We start from the raw sequence: 25,783 nt of genomic DNA, 5'->3' as shown, positions 1-25,783 counted from the left end.
CGCCGAACGCGCCCACGGTCACCAGCAGCACGTCGTCACCGGAGCGGCTGAGCACACCCGGTCGGCCACCCGGCCGCCGTGGTCCTCCTGGCCCGCGGCGGACCCGGCGGCGCGGGCGGCGGCGGCCAGGCCGCGCACCTCCTGGCGCACGTGGCGGCGCAGCAGGTTGGTGGCGATGCCGTAGAGCCACGACCGGGCGGTGCCGCGTTCCGGGTCGTAGCCGGCCCGGGTCTGGTAGGCGACCAGGAACGTCTCGCCCACCAGGTCGTCGGCCAGGTCGCCGACGCGGCGGGCCAGGTAGCGGTGCAACGGCCGGGCGTGCCGGTCGAACAGCCGCCCGAAGACGAGGCCCGGCCCGGGTCCGGACAGGTCCGGCCGGTCGTCCGCGTCGGACGCCCGCGCACCCGCCGTCGTGTGTTGGGTCATCGTCCTCACACCTGGTGTTGCCCGCAGCCGGCCGCGACGTTCACGGCGACTCGCGGTGAGCACGCGCTCACCCTGTGCCGTTGATCCGTTCGGCCTAAGCTACCGCCATGGTCACCGTGCAGCGCCGCCTCACGGCGGAGACGGTGTCGCGGTGGGTGCACGCCGCGATCGCCGTGATCGTCCTCGGGTCGCTGGTCATCGACCTCGCGCTGATCTTCACCGGCGGCGCGGACGCCAACCCCGGGCAGGCCGCCGGCGGCCTGGGCACGCGGCTGTGGCGGCTGTTCAGCTTCTTCACCATCCAGAGCAACCTGCTGGTGCTGGCCGCGTCGCTGGTGCTGGCGCGGCGGCCGACGCGGGACGGGCCGGTGTGGCGGGTGGTCCGGCTGGACGCGTTGCTGGGCATCGTCATCACGGGGTTGGTGTTCGCGATCGTCCTGGCGCCCATGGTGCACCTGACGGGGGCGGCGCTGGTGGCGACGATCGGGTTCCACTACGTCTCGCCGTGGGCGTTCCTCGCGGCCTGGCTGCTGCTCGGACCCCGTCCGCGCATGACGTGGGGGACGGTGGCGGCGGCGTTCCTGTGGCCGGTGGCGTGGCTGCTCTACATCTTCACGCAGGGCGCGTTCACGCGGTGGTACCCGTACCCGTTCCTGGACGTGACGAAGTTGGGGTTCGCGGACGCGCTGCGCAACGCGCTGCTGGTGGTCGCGGTGGCGGTGGTGCTCGCGGCGGTGTTCAAACTGCTGGACCGACACCTTCCCGCGCCCCTGCGCTGAGTTCACTCGATCGGGGCGCGTCCGGCCGACGCGCGTTGGGCGGTGGCCCGCCGAAGTTGTCGGCGGACCGGATCGCCTTCACGGGGGTGATCAGCCGACGGCGGGCTTGAGGACCTCCTCGCACCACTGGCGGAACGTGGTGGGGGTGGTGGAGGACGGTGTGCGGGGTTCGGTGTTGTCCAGGCCCTTGTCCTTCGCGCGCATCATCGCAACCATGCCGTCGGCGAACGGCTCCGACATGCCCGCCGCCGTCAGCCGCGCTCGAAACGCGTCCTCGGGCACCCGCAGGTAGCGCACCGGCCTCCCCAGCACCTCGGTCATGATCGCGGCCATCTCGTCGTGGGACAGGTCCTCCGGCCCGAGCACCGGGACGTCGGCGCTGCCCTGCCACGAGTCGTCCAGCAGCAGGTCCAGGGCCACGTCGGCGATGTCGCGGGTGGCGCACAGGGGCAGTTTCCGGTCGCCGGACACGATGTCGGCGAACACGCCGTGGTCGCGGATCGGCTCGACCTGGCGCAGCACGTTGTCCATGAACGACGGCATGGTCAGCGCCCGGTAGTGCACGCCCGTGCCCGCGATCAGGTCGTCCATCGCCAGCGACGCGGTCACCAGGCCCGCCTCGCCCGCCAGCGCCGACCCGCGGCCGAGCGCCGAGACACCGACGACCCGCCGCACGCCCTGCTCGGTGAACGCCCGCGCCGCCGCCCGCGTGAACCCGACGTAGGCGGCCTGGACGTCGGGGGTCCCGCGGTCCGGCGTGGGGACCCAGTACACGGCCTCCGCCCCGGCGAACGCCTTGGCGACGACGTCGGCGTCGGCGTGCGAGCCCTGGACGACCTCCACGCGGTCCCGGACGTCGTCGGGCAGGCGGGACGGGTCGCGGGCGATCACGCGGACGGGTGCGCCCCGGTCGAGCAGGCCGCGGACGACCCTGCGGCCGGTGTTGCCCGTCGGTGTGGTCACGACGATCACGCTGTTCTCCTCGGATCTGGTTGGGGCACAACGGCGTCGAGTCAACCGGCGGGACCCGCGCGACTGAAGGACCGATCCGGTCCGCGTTGATACCGTGCGGGTATGGACGACCTGGAGGTCCGGCAGCTGCGCTACTTCGTGGCCGTCGCCGAGGAGCTGCACTTCGGGCGGGCGGCGCGGCGGCTGGGGATGGCGCAGCCGCCGCTGTCCCGGGCGATCCGGGAGCTGGAGCGCGGCCTGGGCGTTCGGCTGCTCGACCGCACCACCCGGCACGTGGCGCTCACCCCCGCCGGCGAGGTCCTGCTGCGCGAGGGCCGAACCGCGCTGGACGCCGTGAGCGCCGCCGCCCGCCGCACCCGGCACGCGGGCCGTCCCACGCCGGCGCTGCGGCTCGCGCTCAAGGCCGACTTCGACGCGGGGTTGCTGCCGGCGATGCTCGCGGAGTACCAACGCACGCAAGGACTCCCGCCGGTCGAACTGGTGCTGGGCGGGCGCGGCGACCAGGCCGTGGCGCTGCGCGACGGCCGCGCCGACGTGGCCCTGCTGCCCGGCCCGGCCGAAGCGGCCGACCTGGACTCCGAACCGCTGGTCACCGAGACCCGCGTGGTCGCGTTGACGGTCGGCGACGAGCTGGCGGCCCGCGCGGAGTTGCGGCTGGCCGACTTCGCCGGGCGCGTCCTGCCCGACGGCTCCCCCGCCGAGGAGGACGGCACGGGCACGGCGACCACCACCGGGTTTCGGCCCCGGGACGTGGCCGAGATCTTCAACATGGTCGAACTGGGCCGCATGGTGTGGTTCCTGCCCGGCTCCCTGGCCCGCCGCCACCCGCGCCCCGGCGTGGCGTACCGGCCCGTCACCGACCTGCCGCCGTTCACGCTGTCCGTGGCGTGGCCGCGGAACTCGCGGTCACGGGCGGTCGCGGCGTTCGTGCGCGCGGCCACCGGGGTCGCCGGATCGCCGGTGGGCGCGCAGGCCCGGGGTGCATAATCCGGTGGGTGAGCGCCGGTCCCCCGCAGAACCCGCGGCCCAACGACATCTGGCTGGACGACGACGGCGAGTTGCGGGTCTTCGACGGGCGCGAGTGGGTGACCTACGCGGACGTGCCGGCCGACCCGGTGAACCCGAACGTGGTCGTGAAGGGCGACGACCCGACGGCGGGGCGGTGACCCCGGTGGCCGACCCGCCCTCCCCGCTGGACGCGATCGCCGACATGCGCGCCACGGCCAAGTGGCTGCTGGGCGCGCTGGGCGCGGTCGGCGCGGCGCTGGTGGGCGGCAGTCCGCTGGTGGGCATCGGCCGGGTGCACGGGATCGCCGACGCGCTGCTGGCCGGCGGTGGCCTGCTGGCCGTGCTGGTGGGCGTGGGGACCGCGATCTGGCAGACCAGCCGGGTGCTCGAACCGACCGTCGTGACGGTGGCGGACCTGTCGGGGAAGCGGTTGCGCAAGCTGGTCGCGCGGATCGACGCCGCGCCCGAGGAGTACTTCGGGACGGCCGCGACCAGCGTGGCGAACTTGCTGGCGCACCGCGGTGTCGCGGCCCGGCTGCACCGGGCGCATGAGGCGGAGGAGGACGTCCGGCGCAAACGGGCGTTGGCGCACAACCTGTCCCGCGCGCGGACCAACGTGGAGCGGACCGACCCGTACGTGAAGTGGTTGCTGGCCTTGGCGCACGCCGAACAGGTGCGGTTCGCGTTGCGGCGGGCGCGGCGGTGGACGGTGTTCGGCGGGGTGCTCCTGGTGGCCGGGGTGGTCGCGTTCCTGGTGGCGACGGGCGGCGCCGCGAAGCCCTGAGTCACCCGCGGCGCAGCCGTTCGGCCAGCTCCAGCAAGGCGGCGAACGCCTGCTCGCCGTCGCCGAACCTCCCCACGACCTCCGCGAAGCGCACCCCGGGCGTGCGCTCGACCAGGCGGACCAGCTCGGCGAAGGTCGCGGGCTCGTCGCCGACGCGGTACTCGTCGGCCAGCGCCGCGAGGGAGCCGCCCACGTCGTGCCCCATGCCCATGACGAAGCGCAGCAGCGCGGACGCGAGCCGGTGCGCGGACCGTTCGGCCCGGTCGCCGGTCGGGGACAGGAAGCTCGCCAGGTTGTGGTGCGCGGTGGCGGTGTTGCCGAGGTCGCCCCGGGCGTAGCCCAGCCGCAGGGCGGTCCGTTGCAGGTCGAGCCCGACGTCCAGGCGTCCCCGCGCGTACTCGACCACGGCCCGCGCGCCGAACACCGGGATGAGCATGGAGACGTCACCGAGCTCCTCGAACACCCGCTGGCAGGTGCGCAGCAGGCGGTCGGCCTCGTCGATCCGGTCGAGCTGGACGAGCGGCCCGAACGACTTGAACCAGGTCCGCGCGAACTCCCGGCTCGCCGCGCCGCGCCGCCGCTTGCTCGCCACCGCCTGTTCGTTGAACGCCAGCGCCGCCTCCCACTCGCGCAGCGCCAACGCCGACTCGCACGCGGTGTCGAGCACCATCTCCCGCACCGACCACGGCTCGACCGGGTCGCCGACCGCGGGCACGTCGGGCAACCGGGCCAGTTCCGCGTGGAGGACCTCCGTCTCGGCCAGCACGTCGTGGTGGCGGCCCATCAGGCCGAGCACCTGGAGGCGCGCGACGCGGCCCTGCGCCTGCGCCCACGGCCCGTGGCCGGCTTTCCGGCTGAGTTCCCGGACCTGCTCGGCCACGGCGAGCGCTTCGGGCAGCCGGCCGGCGTCGCGCAGCACGTTGAACAGCCCGCCCGCGGCGCGTGCGGCGGCGGCGTGGTCGGTTGACCGGAGCCGTTGCCGCAACAGGGTTTCCGCCTGGGCGGGATCGACGTGCCGCAGGACTTCCGCGAGCACGCCGTGGACGGCGTCGTCGTCGGTGAGGCCCGCCATGCGCCGCAGCGCGGAGAGCGCGGTGTGGACGGTCGTCGGCGAGGTGTCGCGGATGACGGCGTGCAGCAGCATCTCCGCCGCGAGCGCGTACTCGCCGAGCCGGACCAGGTAGGGCGTGGCGGCCAACGCCGCCCGCAGCACCAGGGCGGAGTTCTCGGCGCCGGGCCGGCGCGCGCCCTCGCGGAACACGTGGTCCCACCACGAGACGAGCATGACGTCGAGGGTCTTGCCGGTGCCCGGGTCGGTGTCGTGGCGGATCGCCTCGGCCACGCCGGGGTGCAGGTCGACCGCGCCGTCCTCGACCCGCGCCAGGGCGGCGTCGTGCAGGGCGTCCAGCGGTGGCGCGGGCACCGGGTCCGGCCGGTCCAGCCGGTGCCACAGCCCTTCCCACGTCCGCGCGACGACGGGGGCGATCCGGTCGCCCTCCTCCATGCGCGAAAGGAGTCGGGCGAGCAGCCGCGCCGGTTCGGGCAGCGCGGCCAGCGAGGCCAGCGTCCAGTGCGCGAGCGCCGCCACGAAGTCGGCCTCGGTGCGGCCCCCGTCCCCGGCGAAGAACCCGGACAGCGCGATCCCGTGGTCGGCGGCGTGCGCTTCGGCCTGGTTGAGCCGGGTCACCAGGGCGCGCCGGTCCGCCGCCGCCGCGTCGGCCAGTTCCAGCAGCTTGGGATGCCCCTGGACCAGCGCGAGGACGCGCCGGACCAGGTACCGGTCGGCGGCCACCGCCCCGGTCGGTGCGACCGCGTCCGGGTGCAGCATCCGGCCCAGGTTGGGCAGTTCCCGCGTGAGCAGCAGCGCCTCGTCGCGGGTCAGCGCGGACACCGACAACCCGTCCACCCCCGGCAGCGGCACCCGGCTGGTGCCGATCACCCGGGACGCGCCCCGGTGCGTGGTCAGCGCCCGCCACACCGACGCCCACCGCTCGTCGGACCCTTCCAGCGTTTCGAGGTTGTCCAGCACCAGCAGCACCCGCCGGTGTTCGAGGAACGCGGTCAGCCACTCCCCCAGCGCGTCGGCCTTGTCCACCACCGGCAGGCCCAGTTGGGCCTCCAACTGGACGGCGAGGTCCACCGGGTCCGGGCGGGCGCGCCAGAACACGACCGCGTCGAAGTCCTCCTGGTGCCGGTAGGCCAGTTCGACGGCGCAGGCGGTCTTCCCGGCCCCGGCCATCCCGTGCAGCAGCACCCCTGGCCGTCCGCTGCCGGCCGCCAGCACGGCGGCCGCCCGGGCCATCACCGCGCCCCGCCCGACGAACCGCTCGGGCTCGGCCGGGAAGTGCGCCATCCGATCGGGTCCGGGCCGTGGCGCGCGCCCGACCGGTGCGGCCACGGTCAACCCGGGGGCGACCTCGAACACCGCCGGCGCGACGACCGAGAGCGGCACCCCGGGCACCACCGCGGCGGCCTCGGCGGTGGCCCCGCGCGTGGCGGCGTCCACCGGGCTCCCGGTCAACAGCCGCCGGTAGAAGTGCTCGGCGAACTCGGTGGCGAACGCGTCGTCGACGGGGTACCGCATGGCCACCACGGAGCACCCCAACGCCCGTGCCAACGCCACCGCCACCCCGGTTTCCGGCGCGTCGGGCGGTGCGGGGACCGGGTCGGCGGCCAGGTCCAGCAGGTGGGCGGTGTGGGCGGTGGTGGCGGCGGCCGACTCGCAGGCGGAGGCGACCACCAGCTTCAGGCGGTGGCGGGTGGGGCCGAGCAGGTGGGCGAGGGTGCGTGAGTCGACCACGTCCCGGGTGCCGTCCGGGGCCTCCAGCGCGAACAGGCCGACGCCGCCGTGACCGGACAGGTGCACCACGTCCCAGCCGCGGGCGCCGGCGACCGCCGCCAACCGCCGCCGCGTCGCGCCGTACTGCACCACGGTCAGCTCGACCGCCCGCCCCCGCTCGACGACCTCCCGCACCAGCCGCGTCAACCGGTGCCGCTCCCGGTGCTGGCCCAGCGCGGTCGTGCGGTGCGGCAGGCTGAACACGGCCAGCACCCGCAGCGCCGCGCCCACCGGCTCCTTCGGCGCGGGCGAGCCGGGCACGGCGAAGGTGAACCCGACGCCCGGCGTGTCGGCCAGCGCGCGCCCGGCGCAGTGCGCCAGGTCCAGCGGCTGGTGGAGCAGGGTCTCCGCGTGCGGCGGCACCTCGACCCGCACGGTGCCGGCGGCCTCGGCGATCCGGGCCGCGACCCGGTCGCCCAGCACCTCCGCGCCGGCCCACCGACCGACCTCCGCCAGCAGCTCGGCCGTGCTCGCGAGCAGGCGGTCCGGGGCGGCGTTCCAGCCCACGTACCGGTGCAGGTCGGTGAACGCCTGGAACTGCCAGGCCCGCGGGTCCAGCTCGACGCGGTGCTCCGCCAGCGGCCGGTCCTCCCCCGCGCGCACCAGCTCCCACCGCCACCGGGTGGGCCCGGTCACGTCCCGGGCCACCAGCCGCAAGTCCGCCACGGACCCCATTCTGGCCCGCCCGCCGAGGGAGCGGGCTGACCTGCGCTTTTCGGCTGTCGGTGATCGGTTCGCCGGGTCGTGTGTTTGGACGGTCACCCGGTTGGGGTATCTGGGCGGTGCGTCAAACAGTCGGCGCCCGGTCCGGTTGAACGAGGGCGGTTGGCGATGAGCTGGGACTTCGAGGAAGCGGCGACGCGGGCGTTGCGGGAGTACGTCCGGCGCGTCACGGAGGCGTTGGGGTTGAGCGGCGAGTGCTCGCTGGTGCAGGCCGAGCGGCCGGCGTCGGCCTACGTCGCGGTGGACGGCCACCTGCCCGGCTTCCCGGACGACGACCTGGCGCTGGTGTGGGACGAGCGGGACGGGTGGGCCGCGGCCGTCGAGACGCACGGCGGGGAGGACCTGGTCGTGCGGGCGCGCCTGGGCGGGGACGTCCTGCCGCCGCCCGACGTGGTCGCCGCCTGGCTGGACCAGGTTCAGCACGGCGCCGCGGTGTCGCTGCCCGCGCCGCGCCGGGTCGGGGACCTCTCGGTGCGGCTGCGCACCTACGACACGGCGGAGTTGTCACGCACCGCGTGACAGCGGGTCCGCTTGTCGGATCGCCGCGGCGGTCGTACGTTCGAAGCGGACACGAAGGCGTCACCGTGAGGACGATCCCGGTTGAGCGGCCAGTCCGGGACGGGCCCTCGCGGCTTCACGGCGGGGAGCGACGGGGATGACGGGACCTGAACTCGACCGGGCGCTGCGGGTGACGACCGCCGAATCCGACGGCGTCGTCGTGCTCGAAGTGGTCGGCGAGGTGGACATGGCCACGTCACCGCGGCTGCGCGCCGAGGTGTCCCGGTTGCTCGACACCCGCCCCACCGTGCTCGTGATCGACCTGCGCCAGGTGGTGTTCTTCGGTTCGACCGGCATCTCCATGCTGGTGGAGGCCGAACACCACGCGCGCCGGCTGGGCGTGCCGCTGGGCATCGCCGCCACGCAGCCCACGGTGCTGCGCCCCCTGGCCGCGACCGAGGTGGACACGCTGGTCACGGTCCGGCCGGACCCGGCGATGGCCGCCGCTGCCGTCCTGGGCGACACCCGCCCGGAAGCCTCCTGACCCCCGGCCGCCCGGCTAGCCCAGCTGCGGGCGCCACTCCTCCTGCCACGCGTGGTGGGTGTCGTAGGCGGTGGCGAGCAGGCGCAGGGTGTCGTCGTCCGCGCCGGCTTCCAGCTCGTCGCGCAGCAGCGCCGCCTTCTCCGCGAACGGAACGGGCACGCGGTCCTCGTCACTGGTGCCCGGGAGCAGCAGCAGGCCCTCGCCGTCGTCGGCGCGCACGATCCGCAGCCGGCCCCGGCCCTCGGCGTCGTCCAGCGCGGTCGTCCCGTCCTCGGCCAGCCGCCGCTCGTCCTCGGCCAGCCGGTCGAGCACGAACCGCCGCAGGTCTTCCCTCACGTCGACGTCCATGCCACCGGGGTGCCCGCTGCCGCGGGCGTTTACCCCGACCCCTCCCGGGTAGTCGGGCGGCATGACCGACACGACCACCGTCGACCGGTTGCGCACCGCCCTGCGCGACGTCGCGTACCCGGCGGACAAGGCGCAACTGGCCGACCACGCATCCCGCAACAACGCCGACGAGGACACGGTGCACGCGCTGCGCTCGGTCCCCGACGGCGTCTACGGCTCGTTCGACGAGGTCCTCGACTCGGTCGCGATCGACCAGAGCCGGGACCGCTAGGCGGTCGGCGGGTCGGCCCGGCGGCCGGGGTCCAGGCCGAGGTCGCCGGACTCCTCCGCGTCGGGCATCTCCGGATCGCGGAACTCCTCCGCGTGCGTCGGGCCGCCCGCCCGCAGCGAGTCCTCCACCTCGTGCTTCAGCTCGTCGTCCACCGCGGGACCGTGCTGGGTGCTCTCCCGTTCCACGACACGCCCTCCTCGTCGGGTCCATCCACTCCGGACACCCCGGGTACCCCGGTTCAGCGGGTTCCCACCAGTTCGGCCAGGGCCCGGCGCAGCGCGGCCGGGTCGGCGCCCGCCCAGCCGACGTACCCGTCCGGGCGGACCAGCACGAGCGGGCCGCCGGCGCCCGGGACGACCTCGACGCGGTCCTCCCACCCGGTGACGTCGGCGTCGCCCAGCACCACGAACTTCTGCCCGCGCAGCACCTCGTACAGGCGGCGACCGCCCACCGCGACGTCCGCGGCGCGCGTGCCGACCAACTCGTGCGCGCCGGCGGGCCGCGGGTAGGTGTAGCCGACGCCGCTGAGCTGCCCGGTGGCCTTGCGGGCGATGGCGGGCACCGACAGCGCCACCCGGCCGACGACTCCCCGGACCGCCCGCCCGAGCCACGACTTGATCATGGCGGCCCGGATGATGCCGCCGCTGCTGCGCAGCACCGCGCGCCCGACGGGGTGGCGTTCGGCCTGGTAGGTGTCGAGGAGGCGGTCGGGCGCGCCGCGCAGCACGGCGGCGAGCTTCCAGCTCAGGTTGGCCGCGTCCTGCAGGCCGGTGTTCATGCCCTGGCCGCCGGCCGGCGAGTGGACGTGCGCGGCGTCGCCGGCCAGGAACACCCGGCCCACGCGGTAGTCCGGCACCTGCCGCTCGTCGCTGTGGAACCGCGACAGCCAGCGGGCGTCGTGCATGCCGAAGTCGGTGCCCAGGGCGCGCCGGGTGACGTCGCGGACCTCGTCCAGGGTGAGCGGCGCGTCGTCGGCGACGGCGCGGCGGCGGTCCCAGGCGAAGACGCGGTAGTAGCCGTCGCCGAAGGGCGCGATGAACGCGAACGCGTCGCCCACGCCGTTGACGGCCAGCAGGTCGGCGGGCGCCTCGGCCACCTGCACGTCCGCCAGCATGATCGACTTGAGCACCGAGCGGCCGGGGAACGGCTGCCCGAGCGCCGCCCGGACCGCGCTGTGGAACCCGTCCGCGCCGACCGCGTAGGCGGCGCGGTAGGTCTGGTCGGCGGTGGTGACGGTGACGCCGTCGGCATCCTGCGCGATGCCCTTGACCTCGGCGTTGTGCACGATCTCGACGCCGGCCCGCAGCGCCCGTTCGCGGAGCAGGTTCTCGACGTTGTACTGCGGCGTGATCAGCAGGTAGGGGAACCGGCTGGGCAGGGCGCCCAGGTCCACCTCCACCCCGCCGAACAGGCGGACCCGGTCCAGCGCCGCGCCCGTGGGCACCAGCCGGTCGGCCAAGCCGCGCGCGTCGAGCTGCTCCAGCGTGCGGGCGTGGACGCCGAACGCGCGGGACAGGTTCGACACCCGCCCGTCGCGGCGCTCCAGCACGACCACCCGGACGCCCGCCTCCGCGAGGTCCCCGGCGAGCAGCAGCCCGGTCGGCCCGGCCCCGACCACGAGCACCTCGGTCGTTCCGCTCATGACTCCCCCTTTGCCAACGCTTGTTTGCCAACGTGTGTTGGCATGAGTCTGGCGGGTGCGCGGTGGCGATGTCAACACTTGTTGGCCTACAATCGTTGGCATGGCCTCCGACAAGCCCCGAAGCTCGGCCGCGACCAAGGAGTCGATCCTCGCCGCGGCCCGCGAGCGGTTCGCCGAAGACGGCTACGAGCGCGCCACCATCAGGGCGATCGCGGCGGACGCGGGCATCGACCCGTCGATGGTCATGCGGTACTTCGGCAACAAGGAGAAGCTCTTCGCGGCGGCGGCGGAGTTCGACCTGCGGCTGCCGGACGTGACGGACCTGCCCGTCGGGGAGGTCGGTCGGCGGCTGGCCGGGCACGTGGTGGACCGGTGGGACGGCGACGAGACGTTGATGGCGTTGCTGCGGGCGGCGGTGACCAACGCGACCGCGGTGGAGCGGATGCGGGAGATCTTCGCGACCCAGTTGGGGCCGGTGGTGGCGAAGGTCGCGCCGGATGAGGTGGGCACGCGGGCCGGGTTGATCGCCACGCAGGTGCTGGGGATCGCCCTGACCAGGTACGTGCTGCGGCTGCCGCCGGTGGTGGCGATGAGCCGGGACGAGTTGGTGGCGTGGATCGGCCCGACGCTCCAGCGCTACCTCACCGGCACGCCGGACTGACCCGCGGCCGGTCGCGACCGACCGCGGCCGTTCGCGACCGGTCGCGGTGGCCTGGAGTCCCGGACCGCGTCCCACGCGGCGGACCCTGTGATCCACGTCGCCTATGATTGTTCGGGAGACACCGAACTTAGAGAGGAACGTGACCGCATGGCCGAGGGCGTGGGCGAGTTCAACCAGCGGCTGGTCGCCGAGTTCCGGGCCAACGGGGGCAAGGTCGGCGGCCGGTTCGAGGGCGGCAACCTCCTGCTGCTGACCACCGTCGGGGCGCGCACGGGCGAGGAGCGCGTCTCCCCGCTGGCCTACACGCGCGACGGCGAACGGTACGTGGTCGCGGCGTCGTACGCGGGCGCGCCGAAGCACCCGGCCTGGTACCACAACATCGTCGCCACGCCGAAGGTGACGGTCGAGGTGGGCGAGGAGAAGTTCGAGGCCGTGGCGACGGTGGTCGAGGACCGGGCGGAGCGGGATCGGCTGTACGCGGGGATGGTCGCCTACTCGCCGGTGTTCGCGGAGTACCAGAAGAAGACCGAGCGCGTGATCCCGATCGTGGTGCTGGAGCGGGCCTAGCCGGGCTCGCCCGGGCTGAGTTCGGGAGTGCCGGGCGCGGTGTCCTTCCCAGCGGACTGCCCGTTGGCGGGCTGGTCGGCGCTTGCCTCCAGGCGTTGGGCGAGGGTGGTCAGGGCGGTGCGCAGTTCTGGGCAGTGCACCGCCTTGAACGGGGCCGGGATGGTCGCCAGTTGTTCCGCGTACCAGGTCGGGTTGCTGGTGCTGCCGATCAGGTGAGTGGTCCCGTCGTCCTGTTCGATCAGGCGGCCCAAGACGCGGGGGATGCAAGCGGCGACTCTGCTCAGCGGCGCGTTGATGTGCACCTCCACCTGGTACTCCCAGCCGCTGGCCAGGTGGTCCTCCAGCTCCGCCACCGGGTCCAGGTCGGCGGGTGGCGTGAAGGTCGCGTCCAGGGTGGTGACCTTCCGGACCCGGTCCATGCGGTAGGCGCGGCGGGTGTCCGAGTGGTGTGGGCGGCACAGGAGGTACCAGCGGCCGTGGCGGACCACCACCGACCACGGGTCCACCTCCGTGGTCCATTCCCTGCCCGACTCGGAGCGGTAGTCCAGGCGGACGGCGTGGTGGGTCGCGCAGGCTCGGACCAGGGTCGCCGTGGTGTCCGGGGCCGGGCGGGCGGCGGCGCGGTCCGGGGCCGGGGCCGTGGTGCGGCGGACCTCCTGGGCCTGGGCCGCCACTGAAGCGGGTAGGGCGCGGATCAGTTTGCCCAGGGCGCTGCCGGCCGGGTCCTCGGGGTCGCCGGCGTCGTGGTGGCCGTCCAGGACCGCCATGACCAGGGCCAACGCCTCGGTCGCGGTGAACATCAACGGTGGCGGGCGCAGGCCTCGGCCCACCCGGTAGCCGCCGTACGGGCCGCGTTCGGACTCCACGGGGACGCCGGCCTCGCGCAGGATGCCCACGTAACGCCGGGCGGCGCGCTCGGACACGCCGAGCCTCTCGGCCAGGCGGTCCGCGGTGATGCCCGGGGTGGCTTGGAGGAGTTCCAGCGCCAGCAGGGCGCGAGCGGTGGGGGACATGGTTGGCCTGTTCCGGAAGCAGAACGTCCGGAATCCAGCTTAACGTGCGGGTCATGAACGGCGACACCGCGATCCACGAACCGTCGCTCACGGCGGGCGAGGTGGAGATGATGCTCTTCGCGCTGGAACGCTCCCGCGCCCAGATCGCCTGGAAGGTCGGCGGGCTGGACGCCGAAGCGCTGCGCAGGCCCCACCCGCCGTCGGCCATGACGCTGGGCGGTCTGCTCAAGCACCTGACCCGGGTGGAGGACCAGCGCACGGACCTCGACCTGCTCGGCCGGCCGATCTCGCCGCCGTGGGACACCGCGCCGGACGAGGAGTGGGAGTGGACCTCCGCCGCCGAGGACGACGCCCGCGGGCTGTACGCGCGGTGGCGGGCGGCGGTGGAGCGGTCGCGGGCCGCGTGGGCGGCGGCGTTGGCCGAGGGCGGGTTGGACCGGTTGTCCGCGCACGTCTACGGCGACGGCGCCCGGCCGAACCTGCGGCGCGTCCTGTGCGACCTGCACGACGAGTACGCCCGGCACACCGGTCACGCGGACCTCATGCGGGAAGCGGTGGACGGCCTGGTCGGCGAGGACCCGCCGCGGTGAGCACGGAGGTCGTCCCGGCCAACGCGGCCTCGCCGGAGGACATCGACGCGATCTTCGGCACCGCCGACGCCGGGCGGTGCCGGTGCCAGCGGTTCAAGGTGGTCGGGTGGATCTGGCGGGACTCCACGCTGGACGAACGCGTCGACCGGCTCTACGAGCAGACCGCGTGCGGGGAGCCGGACGCGCCGGCGACCAGCGGCCTGGTGGCCTACGTGGACGGTGAGCCGGCGGGGTGGGTGGCGGTCGAGCCGCGCACCGCGTACCCGAAGCTGCGCGGCCTGCGCGTGCCGTGGGCGGGTCGGGACGAGGACAAGGACGACGCCGACGTGTGGGTCGTGACGTGTTTCGTCGTGCGCAGGGGTTTCCGGGGTCGCGGCCTGACCTACCCGCTGGCCCGCGCGGCCCTCGACCACGCGCGCGACAGCGGCGCCCGGGCGGTCGAGGCGTACCCGATGGTCGTCCCGCCGGGCAAGCACATCACGTGGGGCGAGACGCACGTGGGCGTCCGGCAGGTCTTCGAGGAGGCCGGGTTCACCCAGGTCGCCCACCCGACGCCGCGCCGGGTGGTGATGCGGGTCGATTTCGCCTGATCACATCCGGGACCAGGCCACGAGGAACACCACGATGAACGCCACCACCACCAGCACGCCCAGGGTGCCGCCGAGGACCAGCCCGGTGCCGAACGCGCCGCCGGGCTTGTCCGGTCCGACCAGCTTGACCACGCACCCGAGCAGGATCGCGCCGACGGCCACGCCGATGAACGCGTACGCGTACTCGCCGCCCAGCCAGCCCCAGGAGGCGAAGGTGTCGGACGAGTACGCGAGGTACAGCGCCACCAGCAACGCGCACGGCAGCAGGAACCCGGCAAGCCCCAGCGTCCGACGCCGGTCGATCTCGGTCATGCCGCCGAGTCTGCTCATGCGCCGGGGTCCGGCGCATGAGCAGTTCTACGCGCTTACGGAACCGTGACGACCTGCCCGGCCCACGACAGTCCGCCGCCGAACGCGAACAGCAGCACCGGCGCGCCCGACGGCAGGTCGCCCCGGTCCACCAGCTTGGACAGCGCCAACGGCACCGACGCGGCGGAGGTGTTGCCCGACTCCACGACGTCCTGCGCGACGACCGCGCCCTCCGGCAGGTCGAGCTGACGCGCCAGGGCCTCGATGATCCGCAGGTTCGCCTGGTGCGTCACGATCCCGGCCAGGTCCGCCGGGGCCAGCCCGGCCAGCTCGCACGCCCGCCGCGCGACGGCGGGCAGTTCGCCGGTGGCCCACCGGAACACCGCCTGCCCCTCCTGCGCGAACCTCGGCCGCCACTCGTCGACCAGGCGGACGGCGTCGCCCCGCGTGGGGTCCGACCCCCAGGCCACCGGCCCGATCCCGGCGTCGTCGGACGCGCTGAGCACCGCCGCGCCCGCGCCGTCGCCGAGCAGGACGCACGTGCCGCGGTCGGTCCAGTCGGTGACGTCGGACATCTTCTCGGCCCCGACGACCAGCGCGTGCCGGGCCGCGCCGGCGCGCACCGAGTGGTCGGCGACGGCCAGTGCCGTGCAGAAGCCGGCACAGCCGTTGTTCAGGTCGAACGCGACCGCCGACGGGATGCCCAGGCGGGCGGCGACCTGGGCGGCGATCGACGGGCACCGGTCGATCGCGGAGCAGGTCGCCACGGTGACCAGGCCGATGTCGGCGGGCGCGAGGCCCGCGGCGGCCAGCGCCTTGGCCGCCGCGGCGGCGGCGAGGTCGGTCACGGACTCGTCGGGCGCGGCGATGCGGCGGGTGGCGATGCCGGTGCGGCGGCGGATCCACTCGTCGCTGGTCTCGACCATCGTCGCCAGGTCGTCGTTGGTCAGGACGCCCGAGGGCTGGTGGTGGCCCAGGGCGGCGATGCGGCTTCCCGACATGGTGGTCTCCTCAAGGTCGAACCCGACAATAGCAACCGATCGGTCGGTAGCTAAGATGGTCGGCATGAGTCCGCGCAAGTCCGCAGTCGAAGCCCGGCACACCCGCGAGCGCATCGTGGCGCGCGGCATGGCGATCGCGTCCGTGGACGGCCTGGAGGGCCTGACCATCGGCCGGCTGGCCGCCGACCTCGGCATGAGCAAGGCCGGGGTGCTCGGGCACTTCGGCACCAAGCAGGCGTTGCAGCTCGCGGCGCTGCGGGGGGCGTCGGAGGTGTTCACGCGGACCGTGTGGCGGCCGGTCGAGCACGTCGAGCCGGGCCTGCCCCGGCTGCGCGCGCTGTGCGGGACGTGGGCGGACTACCTGGAGACCGAGCGGGCGACCTTTCCGGGCGGGTGCCTGTTCACCACGGCCGCGATCGAGTTCGACGCGCGCGGCGGTCCGGTCCGCGACGCCGTCGCCCGCCTGTTCACCGCGTGGCGGCGCCGGCTGGCGAGCGAGGTGACCACCGCCGTGGCGCACGGCGACCTGCCCGCCGGCACCGACCCGGACCAGGTCGCGTTCGAGGTGTTCGGCGTGTTCCTGGCGCTGAACCAGGAGATCCAGCTGTTCGGCTCCCCCGACGCCCACGCGCGCACCCGCCGGGCGCTGGACCGGATCCTCGCGGGTTAACGTTGGATCCGTGGCCAAGGGATCTACGACGGCACGGCGGCACCAGCTCAGCGAGTTCCTGCGCGCCCGGCGGGCGCGGATCACCCCCGAGGACGTCGGCATGCCGTCGGCGGGTCGGCGGCGCACGCCCGGGTTGCGGCGCGAGGAGGTCGCCGTGCTCGCCGGGGTCGGCGTGTCCTGGTACACGTGGCTGGAGCAGGGCCGGGACATCCGCGTGTCCGGCGAGGTCCTCGACGCCGTCGGCCGCGCGCTGCGGTTGGACGAGCCGGAGCGCGAGCACCTGTACGTCCTGGCCGGCCTGAACCCGCCCCGGACCGTGCGCCGGGACCGCGAGGTCACGCCCGAACTGCGGCAACTGGTGGACGCGTGGTCACCGCGCCCGGCCCTGCTGCGCGACCGCTACCGGAACCTGCTGGCCATCAACGACGGCACGCGGGCCGTGCTCGGGTACGACGACACCGACCACAACTGCATGATCTCGTTCTTCACCAACACCCGGTACCGGGAGCCCTACGAGCACTGGGCGTCGGTCGCGCCGGCGGTCGTCGCGTCCTTCCGCGCGGAGGCGGCACGCACCCCGGACGACCCGGAGTTCCACCGCCTGGTGGCGGAGCTGACCGCGGTGAGCCCCGAGTTCGCGCAGCTGTGGGCGCGCCACGACGTGGGCGTGCCCGCGCAGGCGGTGAAGGCGGTGCACCACCCGGAAGTGGGACGGCTGCTGTTCGACACCACCACGCTCACCGTCACCGACCACCCGGACTGGTACCTGGAGCTCTACAACCCGCGCCCCGGGACGGGGACCGCCGAGCTGGTGGAGCGGCTGTCCCGGCTCAGGGTGGTGGTGGCACACCCGGGTTAGACACGCACTGCCCAGCCCGTTCGGCGGCGCACAAGCTGGTGACCATGAACCGATTCGAGGGCAGAACCGCCCTGGTCACCGGCGGCACGAGCGGCATGGGCCTGGCGGTCGCGCGCCGCCTGGTGGCGGAGGGCGCGCAGGTGGTCGTCACCGGCCGGGACAAGACCAGGCTCGACGCCGCGCTGGAGCCGGGCATGCACGGCGTGGCGGGCGACGTCGCCGACCTGGCCGACCTGGACACCCTGATGACCGACATCGACGCCCGCTTCGGCCGGCTGGACGTGGTGTTCGCCAACGCGGGAGTCGCGTCCTTCCAGCTCGCACCGGAGGTCACGGAGGACGAGTTCGACCGCGTGGTGGACATCAACTTCAAGGGCGTCTACTTCACGATCACCAAGGCGCTGCCCCTGCTGGCGGACGGCGCTTCGGTCGTGATCAACGCGTCGTGGACCCTGCACCGGGGCATGCCGGGGGCGTCGCTCTACGCGGCCACCAAGGCGGCGGTGCACAACCTGTCGCGGACGCTGTCGGCCGAGCTGGCGCCGAGGCGGATCCGGGTGAACTCGGTGAGCCCGGGCTACATCGAGACCCGGATGTACCACGAGAACGTGCCGGCGGACGCCCACGACGCGGTCGTGGACGGGGTGGCGGCGGGCCGCCTGGGCACGTCGGAGGAGGTGGCCGCCGCGGTGGCGTTCCTGGCCTCGGACGAGAGCGCCTACATCACCGGCCAGGACCTCGTCGTCGACGGCGGCGTGGTGGCCACCATCGCCGGACCGATGACGTAACCCGACAGCGGGGGTCAGGCCAGGAGGACCGGGCAGGCCGAGTGGTAGAAGGCGGTCTTCGCCACTCGGCCGACCGTGCCGCCGTAACCACGTCCGATGATCAACAGGTCGGTCGAGGGCGCGCCGAACGCCTCATGGGGCGCACGGCGGTCCAGCAGGGTGGTCGGCTCCAGGTCCGGCGCGATCGCCCGCAGGTACTTGGTTGCGTGACGCAACGGGGTGTCGTCCGGTTCGCCGACCTCGGCCACGCCGCCGAAGTGCAGGTGCAGGTGCAACAGGCGCAGCCGGGCGGCGCGGGCGCGGCAGATCCGGGCCGCCGCGCGCAGGACCGCTCGGTCCGAGACGCCGCCCACCGCCGCCGTCACCACGCCGGTCGCCAGGCGGGGCAGGCCGCGCACCACGACGAGCTGCCGGTCCGGGTTCTCGGCCGCCGCCGCGAGGCCGTGGAACGGCTCGCCGCGCGACCCCACGACCAGGGTGTCGCACTCCAGCGTGCGCAACTCGTCCGGCCCCCCGGGCACGAACCGGCCCACCACGCGCGTCCGGTCCACCGACCGCGCCCGGCCCACCACGACCAGTTCCGCCCGGCCGGCGGCGTGCTCGACCGCCCAGTCCAGCGCACGGGCCGCCGCCTCGGAACCGTCCACGCCCACCGCGATCGTCCGACGGCCGCCGGAACGGGGAAGGGCCTCGACGGATTCTGCGACGACTCTCGACATGGCTCGCCTCGCGCGCGTGGAGGGTGATGGGGTACCGGAAAACTCTGCCCCTCTTCGCCCCCGAATGCCAGAGCAGGCCACTCTTTCGGGTGTCACCCTGCGTGGCCCACGCCGGCCAACCGACGAGCGCGGCCCGACGACGAGCGCTAGCCGATCGACGGCGTCCGGTCGGCGACCGTGTACGGGTCCGGCTGCCGCCCGGCGCGCACCGCGTCGACCACCAGCAGCACCGGGAACACCGCGGCCACGACCGCGCCCAACGCCACCAGCGCGACGGACTGCGTGGTCACGCCGAACACGACCACGGTCAACCCGAGCAGGTACACGACCGTCAACGCCACCCCGACCGCCAGGCGGCCGGTGAGCCGACGCCCGGGTCGCATCCGGGCCAACCTGGTGGCCAGGCGCGGGTCCTCGGCGGCGAGGTTGCGCTCGATCTCGTCGAGCGCGCGTTTCTCACGGTCCCTCAAGCCCATGACCAGCCACCTCCGCGCGCGGGGTCCCGACCCGTCCAGTATCACCCGAAGAACCACCCCGTGCGCCAGCACGAGATTGCTCTGTTGGAGCGTCGAGTACCCCGCGCCTACCCCGGTCGAACCCCGCCGACCCTGGTCGAACCCCCGCGAGGCCGGTTCGACCTCGCGGGGGTCGCGTCACGACCGCCCGGGTCAGGGCTGCTTGAGCGACACGCAGCCGAGGCGGGCGCCGGCGGTGCCGGCGTGCTGGGCGTGGGTGGCCGTCGTCTTCTCGTGGATGACGACCGAGGCGGGCCTCCGGTCGGCGAACTGCCAGTCCACAGTGGACTTCGCGGTGCCGGCGCCCTTGTCGTCGGTGGTGAAGTCCAGCCAGATCTCGTTGCGCGGGTTGGCGTACGCGGGATCGACCGAAGGGGTCACCGGGTCCGCCTTGTCCTGGAAGTGCGGACCGGCCGCCTCCCCCTTCTCCCCGCACGCCTTGACGTGCGCGTGCGCGCCGTAGGCCCGGCCGGGCTGCAGGCCGGTGACCTTCAGCTCCGTGACCACGCCCGCGGCGGACGTCGTCACGACGACCTCGGCGGACGAGCCCGCCGGGACCAGCTCCGGGTGGTACGTGATCGCCGTGCCCTCCGGCGTGAACGCGGCGAACTGGCCACCGCCGCGCAACGCCACCGAGGACGACGGCGTGGACGGGGTGGTCGAGGTGGTGGTGCTTTGCGCGCCACCCTGCCCGCAGCCCGTGAGGGCGGCGGCCAGGGTCAGAACGGCAACCGTGCGTGTGCGGATCGCGGCCTCCTACGCCGTGCGCGGGGCTGGCGGGCCCCGCGTTCCCAACTGTGCTCAACCCTCGGACGAGGGCTTCTAGAGCCTGCGAATCCCCTCCAGCACCCGCTGGAGCATCTCCAGGTCCGGCATCGCGGAGATCGTCCGCGAGCGGAACATCAGGAAGTCCCGTTCGAGCAGGTCGCTGATCACCACCCGGGCCACGCCCAGCGCGAGCCCGACCTTGGCGGAGATCTCCGCGACCGACTGGGGCACGGCGCACACCTCCAGCACGCGCGCGTACTCCGGGTTCAGCCCGTGCGGCTGCAAGCCCGTCGCGACGACGAGCGTGATCAGGTCCAGCTGCGGACCGACCGGCTTGGTCCGCCCGCGGGTGACCTGGTACGGGCGCACCAGCGGGCCGGCGTCCTGGTCGTACCACGCGTGCTCGTCGTCGGTCACGACGCGGGCACCCCTCCCCCGGCGGCGACCGTCACGATTGCTCACCCCGCGCCTGCTGCACGCCCTGCTGGAACGCGGCGAACCCGGCCCGCGACCGCTCCGGCTCGGGCTCGGCGAAGGCCACGGGCTCGGCGGCGGGCTCGAACAACGGCAGCGACCCGGACACACTGCCCAACGACCCGGACACGCTGCCCAACGACTCGCCGGGCGTGCGGGTGGCCAGCGACTCGCCGGGCGTGCGGCGGTCCAGCGGGGCCCGGCGCGGCAGCGGCGCGGCGGACACCGGGGCCAGCGTCGCGGTCTCCTCCGCCGGCGTCACCGGGGTCTCCTCGGCGATGAGGTCGTTGGGCAGGAGCACGACCGCCTGCACGCCGCCGTAGATCGACTCGCGCAGCGCGACCTTGATGCCGTTGCGGTTGGCCAGCTGGCCCACCACGAACAGGCCGATGCGGGTCTCGCCGGTCAGGGCCATCACGCCGAAGTCCGGCGGGCTCTGCAACCGGCGGTTCAGCTCGGCCAGCCGCTCCTCCTGGATGCCCTGGCCCTGGTCCTCGATCTCGATGACCACGCCGCGCCCGACCCGGGTGGCGACGATGTCCACGTGGGTCTCGGGCGGGGAGAACGCGGTGGCGTTGTCGACCAGCTCGGCCAGCAGGTGGATGACGTCGGCGACGACCGCGCCGGCCAGCTTCACCTCCGGCAGCGCGCCGGTGTCCACCCGGCTGTAGTGCTCGGTCTCCGACACCGCGCCGCGCACGACGTCCAGCAGCGGCACGGGGTTGCGCCACTGCCGGCCGGGCCGCTTGCCGCCCAGGATGATCAGGCTCTCGGCGTTGCGGCGGCTGCGGGTGGCCAGGTGGTCGAGCTGGAACAGCAGCGCGAGCTGGTCGGGGTCCTCCTCGGACCGCTCGGCCTTGTCCAGCACCTGCAACTGCTTGTGCACCATGACCTGGTTGCGGTGGGCCATGTTGAGGAACACCGACCGCACGCCCTGGCGGGTCTCGGCCTCCTCGGCGGCGGCGGACACCGCGAACCGCTGCGCCTTCTCGAACGCCCGCGCGACCTCGCCGATCTCGTCGTCGCCGTGGTCGAAGTGGGGCAGCTCGGACTCCACGTCGACGCGCTCGCCGCGCCCGATGCGCGCGACCACGTCGGGCAGCTTGTGCTCGGCCACCTCCAGGGTGTCCTTGCGCAGCGTGGTGAGCCTGCGGATCAGCGAGCGGGACTGGCGCAGGGCGATCAGCATCGCGGCCAGTGCCAGCAGCAGGATGACCCCGCCCGCGGTCAGCGACGCGGTCAGCACCGCGCCGCCGCGGCTGGTGCCCAGGTCGGCGGCGTAGGTGGAGTGGGCGGCGTAGAGCTTGAGCAGGTTCTCCGACACCGTCTTGTTGGCGTTCTCCCACGCCTCGACATCGAAGTCCGGGGCGTGCTTGCCCGGCCCCTTGGCCATGATCTTGTCGTCGCCCGCGACCAGGGTCTTCCAGGCGTCGGTGCCCTTGAGGTTGGTGTAGTCGGTGCGCTCCTGGTCGGTCAGCCGGGGCACGATGGTCTCGATGAGCTCGTGGTAGGTGCCCATCTGGTGGGCCAGCTCGTGGTACTCCTTCTCGTCCAGGCCGCGGGTCATCGCGCGTTCGACCAGGACGTGCGAGCGGGCCTGGGCCTCGACCGAGCGCAGCAGCTCGGAGCTGATCGTCTGCTCGAAGGCGACCTCGCCGTCGGTGGCCGAGCGGGCGATGCCCTGCACGCCGAGGCCGACGAAGTCGATCAGGTCGCCGTAGAAGTCGTAGACCTGGCCGGGGGTCACCGCGCCGAAGTCGGCGCGCTGGCGCATCTGGGGCAGGTCGCGGGAGGCGTCGCCGAGCAGCTGCAGCGGCTTGCGCAGCTCGTCGGGCGCGTCCTCGGCCAGCCGCTCGACGGTGGCCGACAGCTCCACCAGCGCGGTGTCGACGGCCCCGCGCTGCTCGGCCAGGCGCTTGCGGTCGGCGCCGGGGTCGTTGAGCTGGATCGTGGTCAGCCGGCGCTCCTCCTGGACCGCCTGGATGACCCGCGAGCTGGGTCCCAGCGAGCTGCGGACGTTGTCGGCGAAGTTGCGCGTGCTGATCCCCTGGTAGGCCAGGTAACCGGACAGGACGACACCCACGACCATGATCGCGATCGAGGGGATGAGGGCGATGGCCAGGACGCGGGACTGGATCGTGCCCGATCCCCGCAGCCGCTTCGGTGTGCGCATGGACGTCGTCTCTTCAACCTTCCCCGGATCGTCGGCACGCAGCGGGGCGACTCGCCATCACCGGATCGCGGAATCGGACGACAACGAACTGGCGGACGCGCGGGCTGGACACGCCGCCACGAGCGGAAATAACCCCGACAACAGCCGACAAGGCATCCGCAGGTGCCCCGAAGTCACCTGCGGCTCATTTGTGGTGATGCGCTGGACTGGTGTGCGGGGGTTTTTATAGCAGATCTCGCAAGGGGTAGCTACCCCAGGGTAGGTAGTACACGTGGTTGACTACCCGTATACCCCCAGTTACTCCGAACGGCGGATGGATCTACCCGTTTGGGGTTACCTAGAGTGTCGCGGAACCACGGCCAAAGGGACGCTGACCCCTGTCCCGGGCCGTCGATCGCACCTGTCCGTGTAGTCCCGGCGAAACGTGAGAGGGTTTCTCTTTCGACTCTCGCAGCCCGCTGACCTGGCGGATCCGCACAAAACTCCGGTGCTCGGCGTGCGAATGTCGACGGTTTATTGGCGACACCCCCTGCAAACACCCTGCAATAAGTCTGACAAGGAGTTCGGATGGCCGGCGCCGGCGAGCAGATCAACCGGGCGGATCCCCCGACCGACCGCAAGCCGGGGATCGGGCGGCGCAGATTCCTGACCTTCGCCATCGCCGCCCCGACGCTGGCCGTGGGCGGTTACGTCGGCTACGACGCCACCGACGCGCAGGCGCTGCCCAGCCTCCCGCAGCCCGCCGACCTGCTCGACCTGGGCGACGTGATCACCCTGGCGAGCCGGCCCACCGCGTGGACGATGGCGCTGCGCGTCGAGGAGGACGGCACGGTCGTCTTCGAGCTGCCGCGCGCCGAGTCCGGGCAGGGCATCACCACGGCCGTGGCCATGCTGATCGCCGAGGAGCTGGACGCGAAGCTCGCCGACGTGCGGGTCGAGCTGGCCGACGCCACGCCGACCCTGCTGTGGAACCAGTTCACCGGCGGCTCCACGAGCATGCGCACGCTGTGGGAGCCGGTCCGCCAGATCGCCGCCGCCGCGCGCGGCCGGCTGGTCACCGCCGCCGCCAAGCGGTGGGGCGTCGAGGTGTCCGCGCTGAGCACCCGCGACTCCGCGGTGGTGGCCGCCGACGGCCGCACGCTGACCTTCGCCGAGCTGGCCGTCGAGGCCGCCACCACGACCTCCGCGCCGGTGGCCGCGCTGCCCAAGGACGCCAAGGGCTACAAGCTGGTCGGGCAGCCGACCGGCCGGGTGGACGCGCGCGACATCGTCACCGGCAAGGCCAAGTACACCCTCGACGTCGAGGTGGAGGGCGCGCTGGCCACGGTCGTCGCCCGGCCCCCGACGATCCGCGGCACCGTGGTGTCGGTGGACGACACCGCCGCGCGGGCGATCCGCGGCGTGGTCGCGGTGACCCGCATCGACACCGGCGTCGCGGTGAGCGCCACGTCGTTCGACATCGCGTTGAAGGCGCGCGACGCCCTGAAGATCACCTGGAAGGACGGCCCGGCGGTCGGGTTGTCCGACACCACCATCCGGTCCAAGCTGCGGCAGGCCGTGGCGCCGCTGGTGGTGCCGGGGCTGCTGTCCAGCTCGCTGGACGCCGAGTTCGACTTCGCGTTCGTGCCGCACGCGCCGATGGAGGTGCTCGGCGCGGTCGCCGACGTGCGGCCCGACCGGGCCGAGGTGTGGTTCCCGTGCCAGTCGCCGATCGTGGCGCAGAACGAGATCGCGCGGGCGGTCGGGCTGCCGGTGGACAAGGTGACCGTGCACGTGTCGCGGGCCGGCGGGTCGTTCGGCCGGCGGCTGTTCTGGGACCCGGCGCTGGAAGCGGCCGTGGTGTCCAAGAAGATCGGCAAGCCCGTCCGTCTCATGTGGACCCGGGCGGACGACACCAAGCACGGCCGGCTGCGCCCCGCCTCGCACCACAAGATCCGCGCCACCCACCTGCTCGGCGACGTGCAGGCGTTCGAGCACCGCATGGCCGCGGTGGAGACCGACCTCAAGCACGGGTTCGGCGAGATCATCTCGGCCAGCGGCGCGGCGGTGTCCGGCCCCGCCGACGGGTTGCTGTTCTTCCAGCTCTCGGCGACCTGCCCGTACCACTTCGGCGTGGTGACGCAGGTGCTCAGCGAGGTGCCGATGCCGGTGCCGACCGGGAGCTGGCGGTCGGTGTACTCGGCGAACCTGCGCACCGCCGAGGAGATCGTGGTCGACGAGCTGGCCGCGAAGCTGGGCCGGGACCCGGTGAAGTTCCGCACGCAGGTGCTGAAGTCCGCGCGGGTCAAGGCGGTGCTGGCCAAGGTCGCCGCGGAAGGGCAGTGGGGCAGGGCGATGCCCGCCGGGCACGCGCAGGGCGTCGGCGTGCACGAGGAGTACCGGTCGGCCACGGCGTGCCTGGTCGAGATCGACGCGCGCGACCCCAAGGCGCCGCGCGTCACCCGGGCGACCATCGCCGTGGACGTCGGCCTGCCGGTCAACCCGACCGGGCTCAAGGCGCAGATGATGGGTGGCCTGATGGACGCCATCTCGACGGTGTTGCAGGCCGGCGCGCACATCGACAACGGGCGCGTGCGGGAGGGCAGCTTCGGCGACTTCCACTACGCGCGGCAGAAGCACGCGCCGATCGAGCTCGACGTGTTCGTCATGCCGGCCAACGGCCGACCCGGCGGCGCGGGCGAGCTGGCCGTGCCCGCCGCGGCGGCGGCCGTGGCCAACGCCTACGCCCGCGCGACCCGCACCCGTCCCCGCAGCTTCCCGATCAACTTCTGAGGAGTTCCCGTGCCCACCTACCGGTTCTCCGTCAACGGCGACCAGGTCGCGGTCGACGTGCCGGCCGACACCCCGCTGCTGTGGGTGTTGCGCGACCACCTGGGCATCACCGGCCCGAAGTACGGCTGCGGCGTCGGCGTGTGCAAGGCGTGCACCAGCCACCTCGACGGTGCGGCGGTGACGCCGTGCACCGTGCCGGTGTCGCAGTGCCAGGGCCGCAAGGTCACCACGATCGAGGGCCTGGCCGACGGCGACGACCTGCACCCGGTGCAGGAGGCGTGGATCACCGAGGACGTCGCGCAGTGCGGCTTCTGCCAGCCGGGCCAGATCATGGCCGCCGCCGCGCTGCTGAAGAAGACCAAGACGCCGACGGACGCGGACATCGACGCCATCGAGAACGTCTGCCGCTGCGGCACCTACTGCCGCATCCGCGACGCGATCAAGCGGGCCGCCGCCGCGATGTGAGGGTTCGGGGGCGTG

At 73.7% G+C, this 25,783-nt stretch carries 29 protein-coding genes and 1 pseudogene; 16 read left to right on the top strand and 14 right to left on the bottom strand.

What is annotated here, in order from left to right; genetic code table 11:
- Positions 1-111 precede the first annotated feature (111 nt).
- Positions 112-426 (bottom strand): annotated as a pseudogene (locus tag AB0A74_RS26880) (sigma factor); the annotation flags it as partial.
- A 107-nt stretch (positions 427-533) separates the two neighbouring features.
- Here AB0A74_RS26880 and AB0A74_RS26875 point away from each other — a divergent pair.
- Complete coding sequence (locus AB0A74_RS26875) at positions 534-1,205, top strand: Pr6Pr family membrane protein (protein ID WP_358253621.1); 672 nt, start codon at positions 534-536, stop codon at positions 1,203-1,205.
- Between the two features lie 90 nt (positions 1,206-1,295).
- On the opposite strand, the gene AB0A74_RS26870 is transcribed toward AB0A74_RS26875, so the two are convergent.
- Positions 1,296-2,168 (bottom strand): NAD(P)H-binding protein, encoded by an 873-nt coding sequence (locus tag AB0A74_RS26870; protein WP_358253619.1) that lies wholly within the window; start codon positions 2,166-2,168, stop codon positions 1,296-1,298.
- A 111-nt stretch (positions 2,169-2,279) separates the two neighbouring features.
- Here AB0A74_RS26870 and AB0A74_RS26865 point away from each other — a divergent pair, with 111 nt between their 5' ends.
- From AB0A74_RS26865 to AB0A74_RS26855, 3 genes are read left to right on the top strand one after another with little or no spacing between them, the layout of a single operon-like run.
- On the top strand, positions 2,280-3,164 hold the full coding sequence (locus AB0A74_RS26865; RefSeq protein ID WP_358253618.1) for a LysR family transcriptional regulator: 885 nt from the start codon (positions 2,280-2,282) through the stop codon (positions 3,162-3,164).
- Between the two features lie 8 nt (positions 3,165-3,172).
- Entirely contained in the window at positions 3,173-3,343 is a 171-nt protein-coding gene (locus tag AB0A74_RS26860; protein ID WP_358253616.1) for a hypothetical protein, read from the top strand.
- Positions 3,344-3,348: 5 nt separating this feature from the next.
- Positions 3,349-3,969, top strand: coding sequence for a hypothetical protein (locus tag AB0A74_RS26855; RefSeq protein ID WP_358253615.1), 621 nt, complete (start codon positions 3,349-3,351; stop codon positions 3,967-3,969).
- A gap of 1 nt (position 3,970) precedes the next feature.
- On the opposite strand, the gene AB0A74_RS26850 is transcribed toward AB0A74_RS26855, so the two are convergent.
- Positions 3,971-7,474, bottom strand: coding sequence for a CHAT domain-containing protein (locus AB0A74_RS26850; protein ID WP_358253613.1), 3,504 nt, complete (start codon positions 7,472-7,474; stop codon positions 3,971-3,973).
- A gap of 165 nt (positions 7,475-7,639) precedes the next feature.
- On the opposite strand from AB0A74_RS26850, the gene AB0A74_RS26845 reads away from it, so the two are divergent.
- Together AB0A74_RS26845 and AB0A74_RS26840 are read left to right on the top strand one after the other, a co-directional pair.
- The gene (locus AB0A74_RS26845) at positions 7,640-8,050 is read left to right on the top strand and encodes a DUF6292 family protein (RefSeq protein WP_358253611.1); all 411 of its coding nucleotides are present in this window, start codon (positions 7,640-7,642) and stop codon (positions 8,048-8,050) included.
- A 136-nt stretch (positions 8,051-8,186) separates the two neighbouring features.
- Complete coding sequence (locus AB0A74_RS26840; protein ID WP_343931739.1) at positions 8,187-8,573, top strand: STAS domain-containing protein; 387 nt, start codon at positions 8,187-8,189, stop codon at positions 8,571-8,573.
- Positions 8,574-8,588: 15 nt separating this feature from the next.
- Here AB0A74_RS26840 and AB0A74_RS26835 read toward each other — a convergent pair whose 3' ends face one another.
- Positions 8,589-8,921 carry a hypothetical protein gene (locus AB0A74_RS26835; RefSeq protein WP_358253609.1) on the bottom strand — a complete coding sequence of 111 codons (333 nt, stop codon included), beginning with the start codon at positions 8,919-8,921 and terminating at the stop codon, positions 8,589-8,591.
- Positions 8,922-8,982: 61 nt separating this feature from the next.
- On the opposite strand from AB0A74_RS26835, the gene AB0A74_RS26830 reads away from it, so the two are divergent.
- Positions 8,983-9,192 (top strand): DUF2795 domain-containing protein, encoded by a 210-nt coding sequence (locus AB0A74_RS26830; protein ID WP_358253607.1) that lies wholly within the window; start codon positions 8,983-8,985, stop codon positions 9,190-9,192.
- On the opposite strand, the gene AB0A74_RS26825 is transcribed toward AB0A74_RS26830, so the two are convergent.
- Both AB0A74_RS26825 and AB0A74_RS26820 read right to left on the bottom strand, forming a co-directional pair.
- Complete coding sequence (locus tag AB0A74_RS26825) at positions 9,189-9,377, bottom strand: hypothetical protein (RefSeq protein WP_343931735.1); 189 nt, start codon at positions 9,375-9,377, stop codon at positions 9,189-9,191. The genes AB0A74_RS26830 and AB0A74_RS26825 overlap by 4 nt on opposite strands.
- A 53-nt stretch (positions 9,378-9,430) precedes the next feature.
- The gene (locus tag AB0A74_RS26820; RefSeq protein WP_358253605.1) at positions 9,431-10,834 is read right to left on the bottom strand and encodes an FAD-dependent monooxygenase; all 1,404 of its coding nucleotides are present in this window, start codon (positions 10,832-10,834) and stop codon (positions 9,431-9,433) included.
- Between the two features lie 100 nt (positions 10,835-10,934).
- On the opposite strand from AB0A74_RS26820, the gene AB0A74_RS26815 reads away from it, so the two are divergent.
- Together AB0A74_RS26815 and AB0A74_RS26810 are read left to right on the top strand one after the other, a co-directional pair.
- A complete protein-coding gene (locus AB0A74_RS26815) occupies positions 10,935-11,495 on the top strand; it encodes a TetR family transcriptional regulator (protein WP_358253603.1) in 561 nt (186 codons plus the stop codon).
- 147 nt (positions 11,496-11,642) lie between these two features.
- The gene (locus tag AB0A74_RS26810) at positions 11,643-12,062 is read left to right on the top strand and encodes a nitroreductase family deazaflavin-dependent oxidoreductase (RefSeq protein WP_358253601.1); all 420 of its coding nucleotides are present in this window, start codon (positions 11,643-11,645) and stop codon (positions 12,060-12,062) included.
- On the opposite strand, the gene AB0A74_RS26805 is transcribed toward AB0A74_RS26810, so the two are convergent.
- Entirely contained in the window at positions 12,059-13,075 is a 1,017-nt protein-coding gene (locus AB0A74_RS26805) for a WYL domain-containing protein (protein WP_358253599.1), read from the bottom strand. The genes AB0A74_RS26810 and AB0A74_RS26805 overlap by 4 nt on opposite strands.
- Before the next feature lie 53 nt (positions 13,076-13,128).
- Here AB0A74_RS26805 and AB0A74_RS26800 point away from each other — a divergent pair, with 53 nt between their 5' ends.
- On the top strand, positions 13,129-13,665 hold the full coding sequence (locus tag AB0A74_RS26800) for a DUF664 domain-containing protein (RefSeq protein WP_358253598.1): 537 nt from the start codon (positions 13,129-13,131) through the stop codon (positions 13,663-13,665).
- Positions 13,662-14,255 carry a GNAT family N-acetyltransferase gene (locus tag AB0A74_RS26795; protein WP_358253597.1) on the top strand — a complete coding sequence of 198 codons (594 nt, stop codon included), beginning with the start codon at positions 13,662-13,664 and terminating at the stop codon, positions 14,253-14,255. The genes AB0A74_RS26800 and AB0A74_RS26795 overlap by 4 nt, the downstream gene beginning before the upstream one ends.
- Here AB0A74_RS26795 and AB0A74_RS26790 read toward each other — a convergent pair whose 3' ends face one another.
- Entirely contained in the window at positions 14,256-14,567 is a 312-nt protein-coding gene (locus AB0A74_RS26790) for a hypothetical protein (RefSeq protein WP_358253595.1), read from the bottom strand.
- Between the two features lie 53 nt (positions 14,568-14,620).
- Complete coding sequence (locus AB0A74_RS26785) at positions 14,621-15,565, bottom strand: beta-ketoacyl-ACP synthase III (RefSeq protein ID WP_358253593.1); 945 nt, start codon at positions 15,563-15,565, stop codon at positions 14,621-14,623.
- A gap of 64 nt (positions 15,566-15,629) precedes the next feature.
- On the opposite strand from AB0A74_RS26785, the gene AB0A74_RS26780 reads away from it, so the two are divergent.
- From AB0A74_RS26780 to AB0A74_RS26770, 3 genes are read left to right on the top strand one after another with little or no spacing between them, the layout of a single operon-like run.
- On the top strand, positions 15,630-16,235 hold the full coding sequence (locus tag AB0A74_RS26780; RefSeq protein ID WP_358253591.1) for a TetR/AcrR family transcriptional regulator: 606 nt from the start codon (positions 15,630-15,632) through the stop codon (positions 16,233-16,235).
- Between the two features lie 10 nt (positions 16,236-16,245).
- Positions 16,246-17,094, top strand: coding sequence for a helix-turn-helix transcriptional regulator (locus AB0A74_RS26775; protein ID WP_358253590.1), 849 nt, complete (start codon positions 16,246-16,248; stop codon positions 17,092-17,094).
- Between the two features lie 44 nt (positions 17,095-17,138).
- Positions 17,139-17,882, top strand: coding sequence for a glucose 1-dehydrogenase (locus AB0A74_RS26770; RefSeq protein ID WP_358253589.1), 744 nt, complete (start codon positions 17,139-17,141; stop codon positions 17,880-17,882).
- Positions 17,883-17,896: 14 nt separating this feature from the next.
- On the opposite strand, the gene AB0A74_RS26765 is transcribed toward AB0A74_RS26770, so the two are convergent.
- The 5 genes from AB0A74_RS26765 to AB0A74_RS26745 all read right to left on the bottom strand — a co-directional run bounded on the left by AB0A74_RS26765 (position 17,897) and on the right by AB0A74_RS26745 (position 22,531).
- Positions 17,897-18,529: a hypothetical protein gene (locus AB0A74_RS26765; RefSeq protein WP_358253587.1), complete on the bottom strand. Its 633-nt coding sequence runs from the start codon at positions 18,527-18,529 to the stop codon at positions 17,897-17,899.
- A gap of 218 nt (positions 18,530-18,747) precedes the next feature.
- Positions 18,748-19,077: a DUF3040 domain-containing protein gene (locus AB0A74_RS26760; protein WP_358253586.1), complete on the bottom strand. Its 330-nt coding sequence runs from the start codon at positions 19,075-19,077 to the stop codon at positions 18,748-18,750.
- Between the two features lie 192 nt (positions 19,078-19,269).
- Positions 19,270-19,749: a superoxide dismutase family protein gene (locus tag AB0A74_RS26755; RefSeq protein ID WP_358253584.1), complete on the bottom strand. Its 480-nt coding sequence runs from the start codon at positions 19,747-19,749 to the stop codon at positions 19,270-19,272.
- A gap of 189 nt (positions 19,750-19,938) precedes the next feature.
- The gene (locus AB0A74_RS26750) at positions 19,939-20,301 is read right to left on the bottom strand and encodes a DUF742 domain-containing protein (RefSeq protein ID WP_358253582.1); all 363 of its coding nucleotides are present in this window, start codon (positions 20,299-20,301) and stop codon (positions 19,939-19,941) included.
- A 31-nt stretch (positions 20,302-20,332) separates the two neighbouring features.
- Positions 20,333-22,531, bottom strand: a complete 2,199-nt coding sequence (locus AB0A74_RS26745; protein ID WP_358253580.1) for a nitrate- and nitrite sensing domain-containing protein — start codon at positions 22,529-22,531, stop codon at positions 20,333-20,335.
- A 567-nt stretch (positions 22,532-23,098) separates the two neighbouring features.
- On the opposite strand from AB0A74_RS26745, the gene AB0A74_RS26740 reads away from it, so the two are divergent.
- Both AB0A74_RS26740 and AB0A74_RS26735 read left to right on the top strand, forming a co-directional pair.
- Positions 23,099-25,303, top strand: coding sequence for a molybdopterin cofactor-binding domain-containing protein (locus tag AB0A74_RS26740; protein WP_358253578.1), 2,205 nt, complete (start codon positions 23,099-23,101; stop codon positions 25,301-25,303).
- 9 nt (positions 25,304-25,312) lie between these two features.
- On the top strand, positions 25,313-25,768 hold the full coding sequence (locus tag AB0A74_RS26735; protein ID WP_343931716.1) for a (2Fe-2S)-binding protein: 456 nt from the start codon (positions 25,313-25,315) through the stop codon (positions 25,766-25,768).
- The last annotated feature ends 15 nt before the right edge of the window (positions 25,769-25,783 follow it).

The sequence above is a fragment of the Saccharothrix sp. NPDC042600 genome (genome assembly GCF_040647305.1).
Taxonomy (GTDB): domain Bacteria; phylum Actinomycetota; class Actinomycetes; order Mycobacteriales; family Pseudonocardiaceae; genus Actinosynnema; species Actinosynnema mutabilis.
Note: the sequence above shows the minus strand (reverse complement) of the source record. Positions and strands in the feature narration are given on the sequence as shown.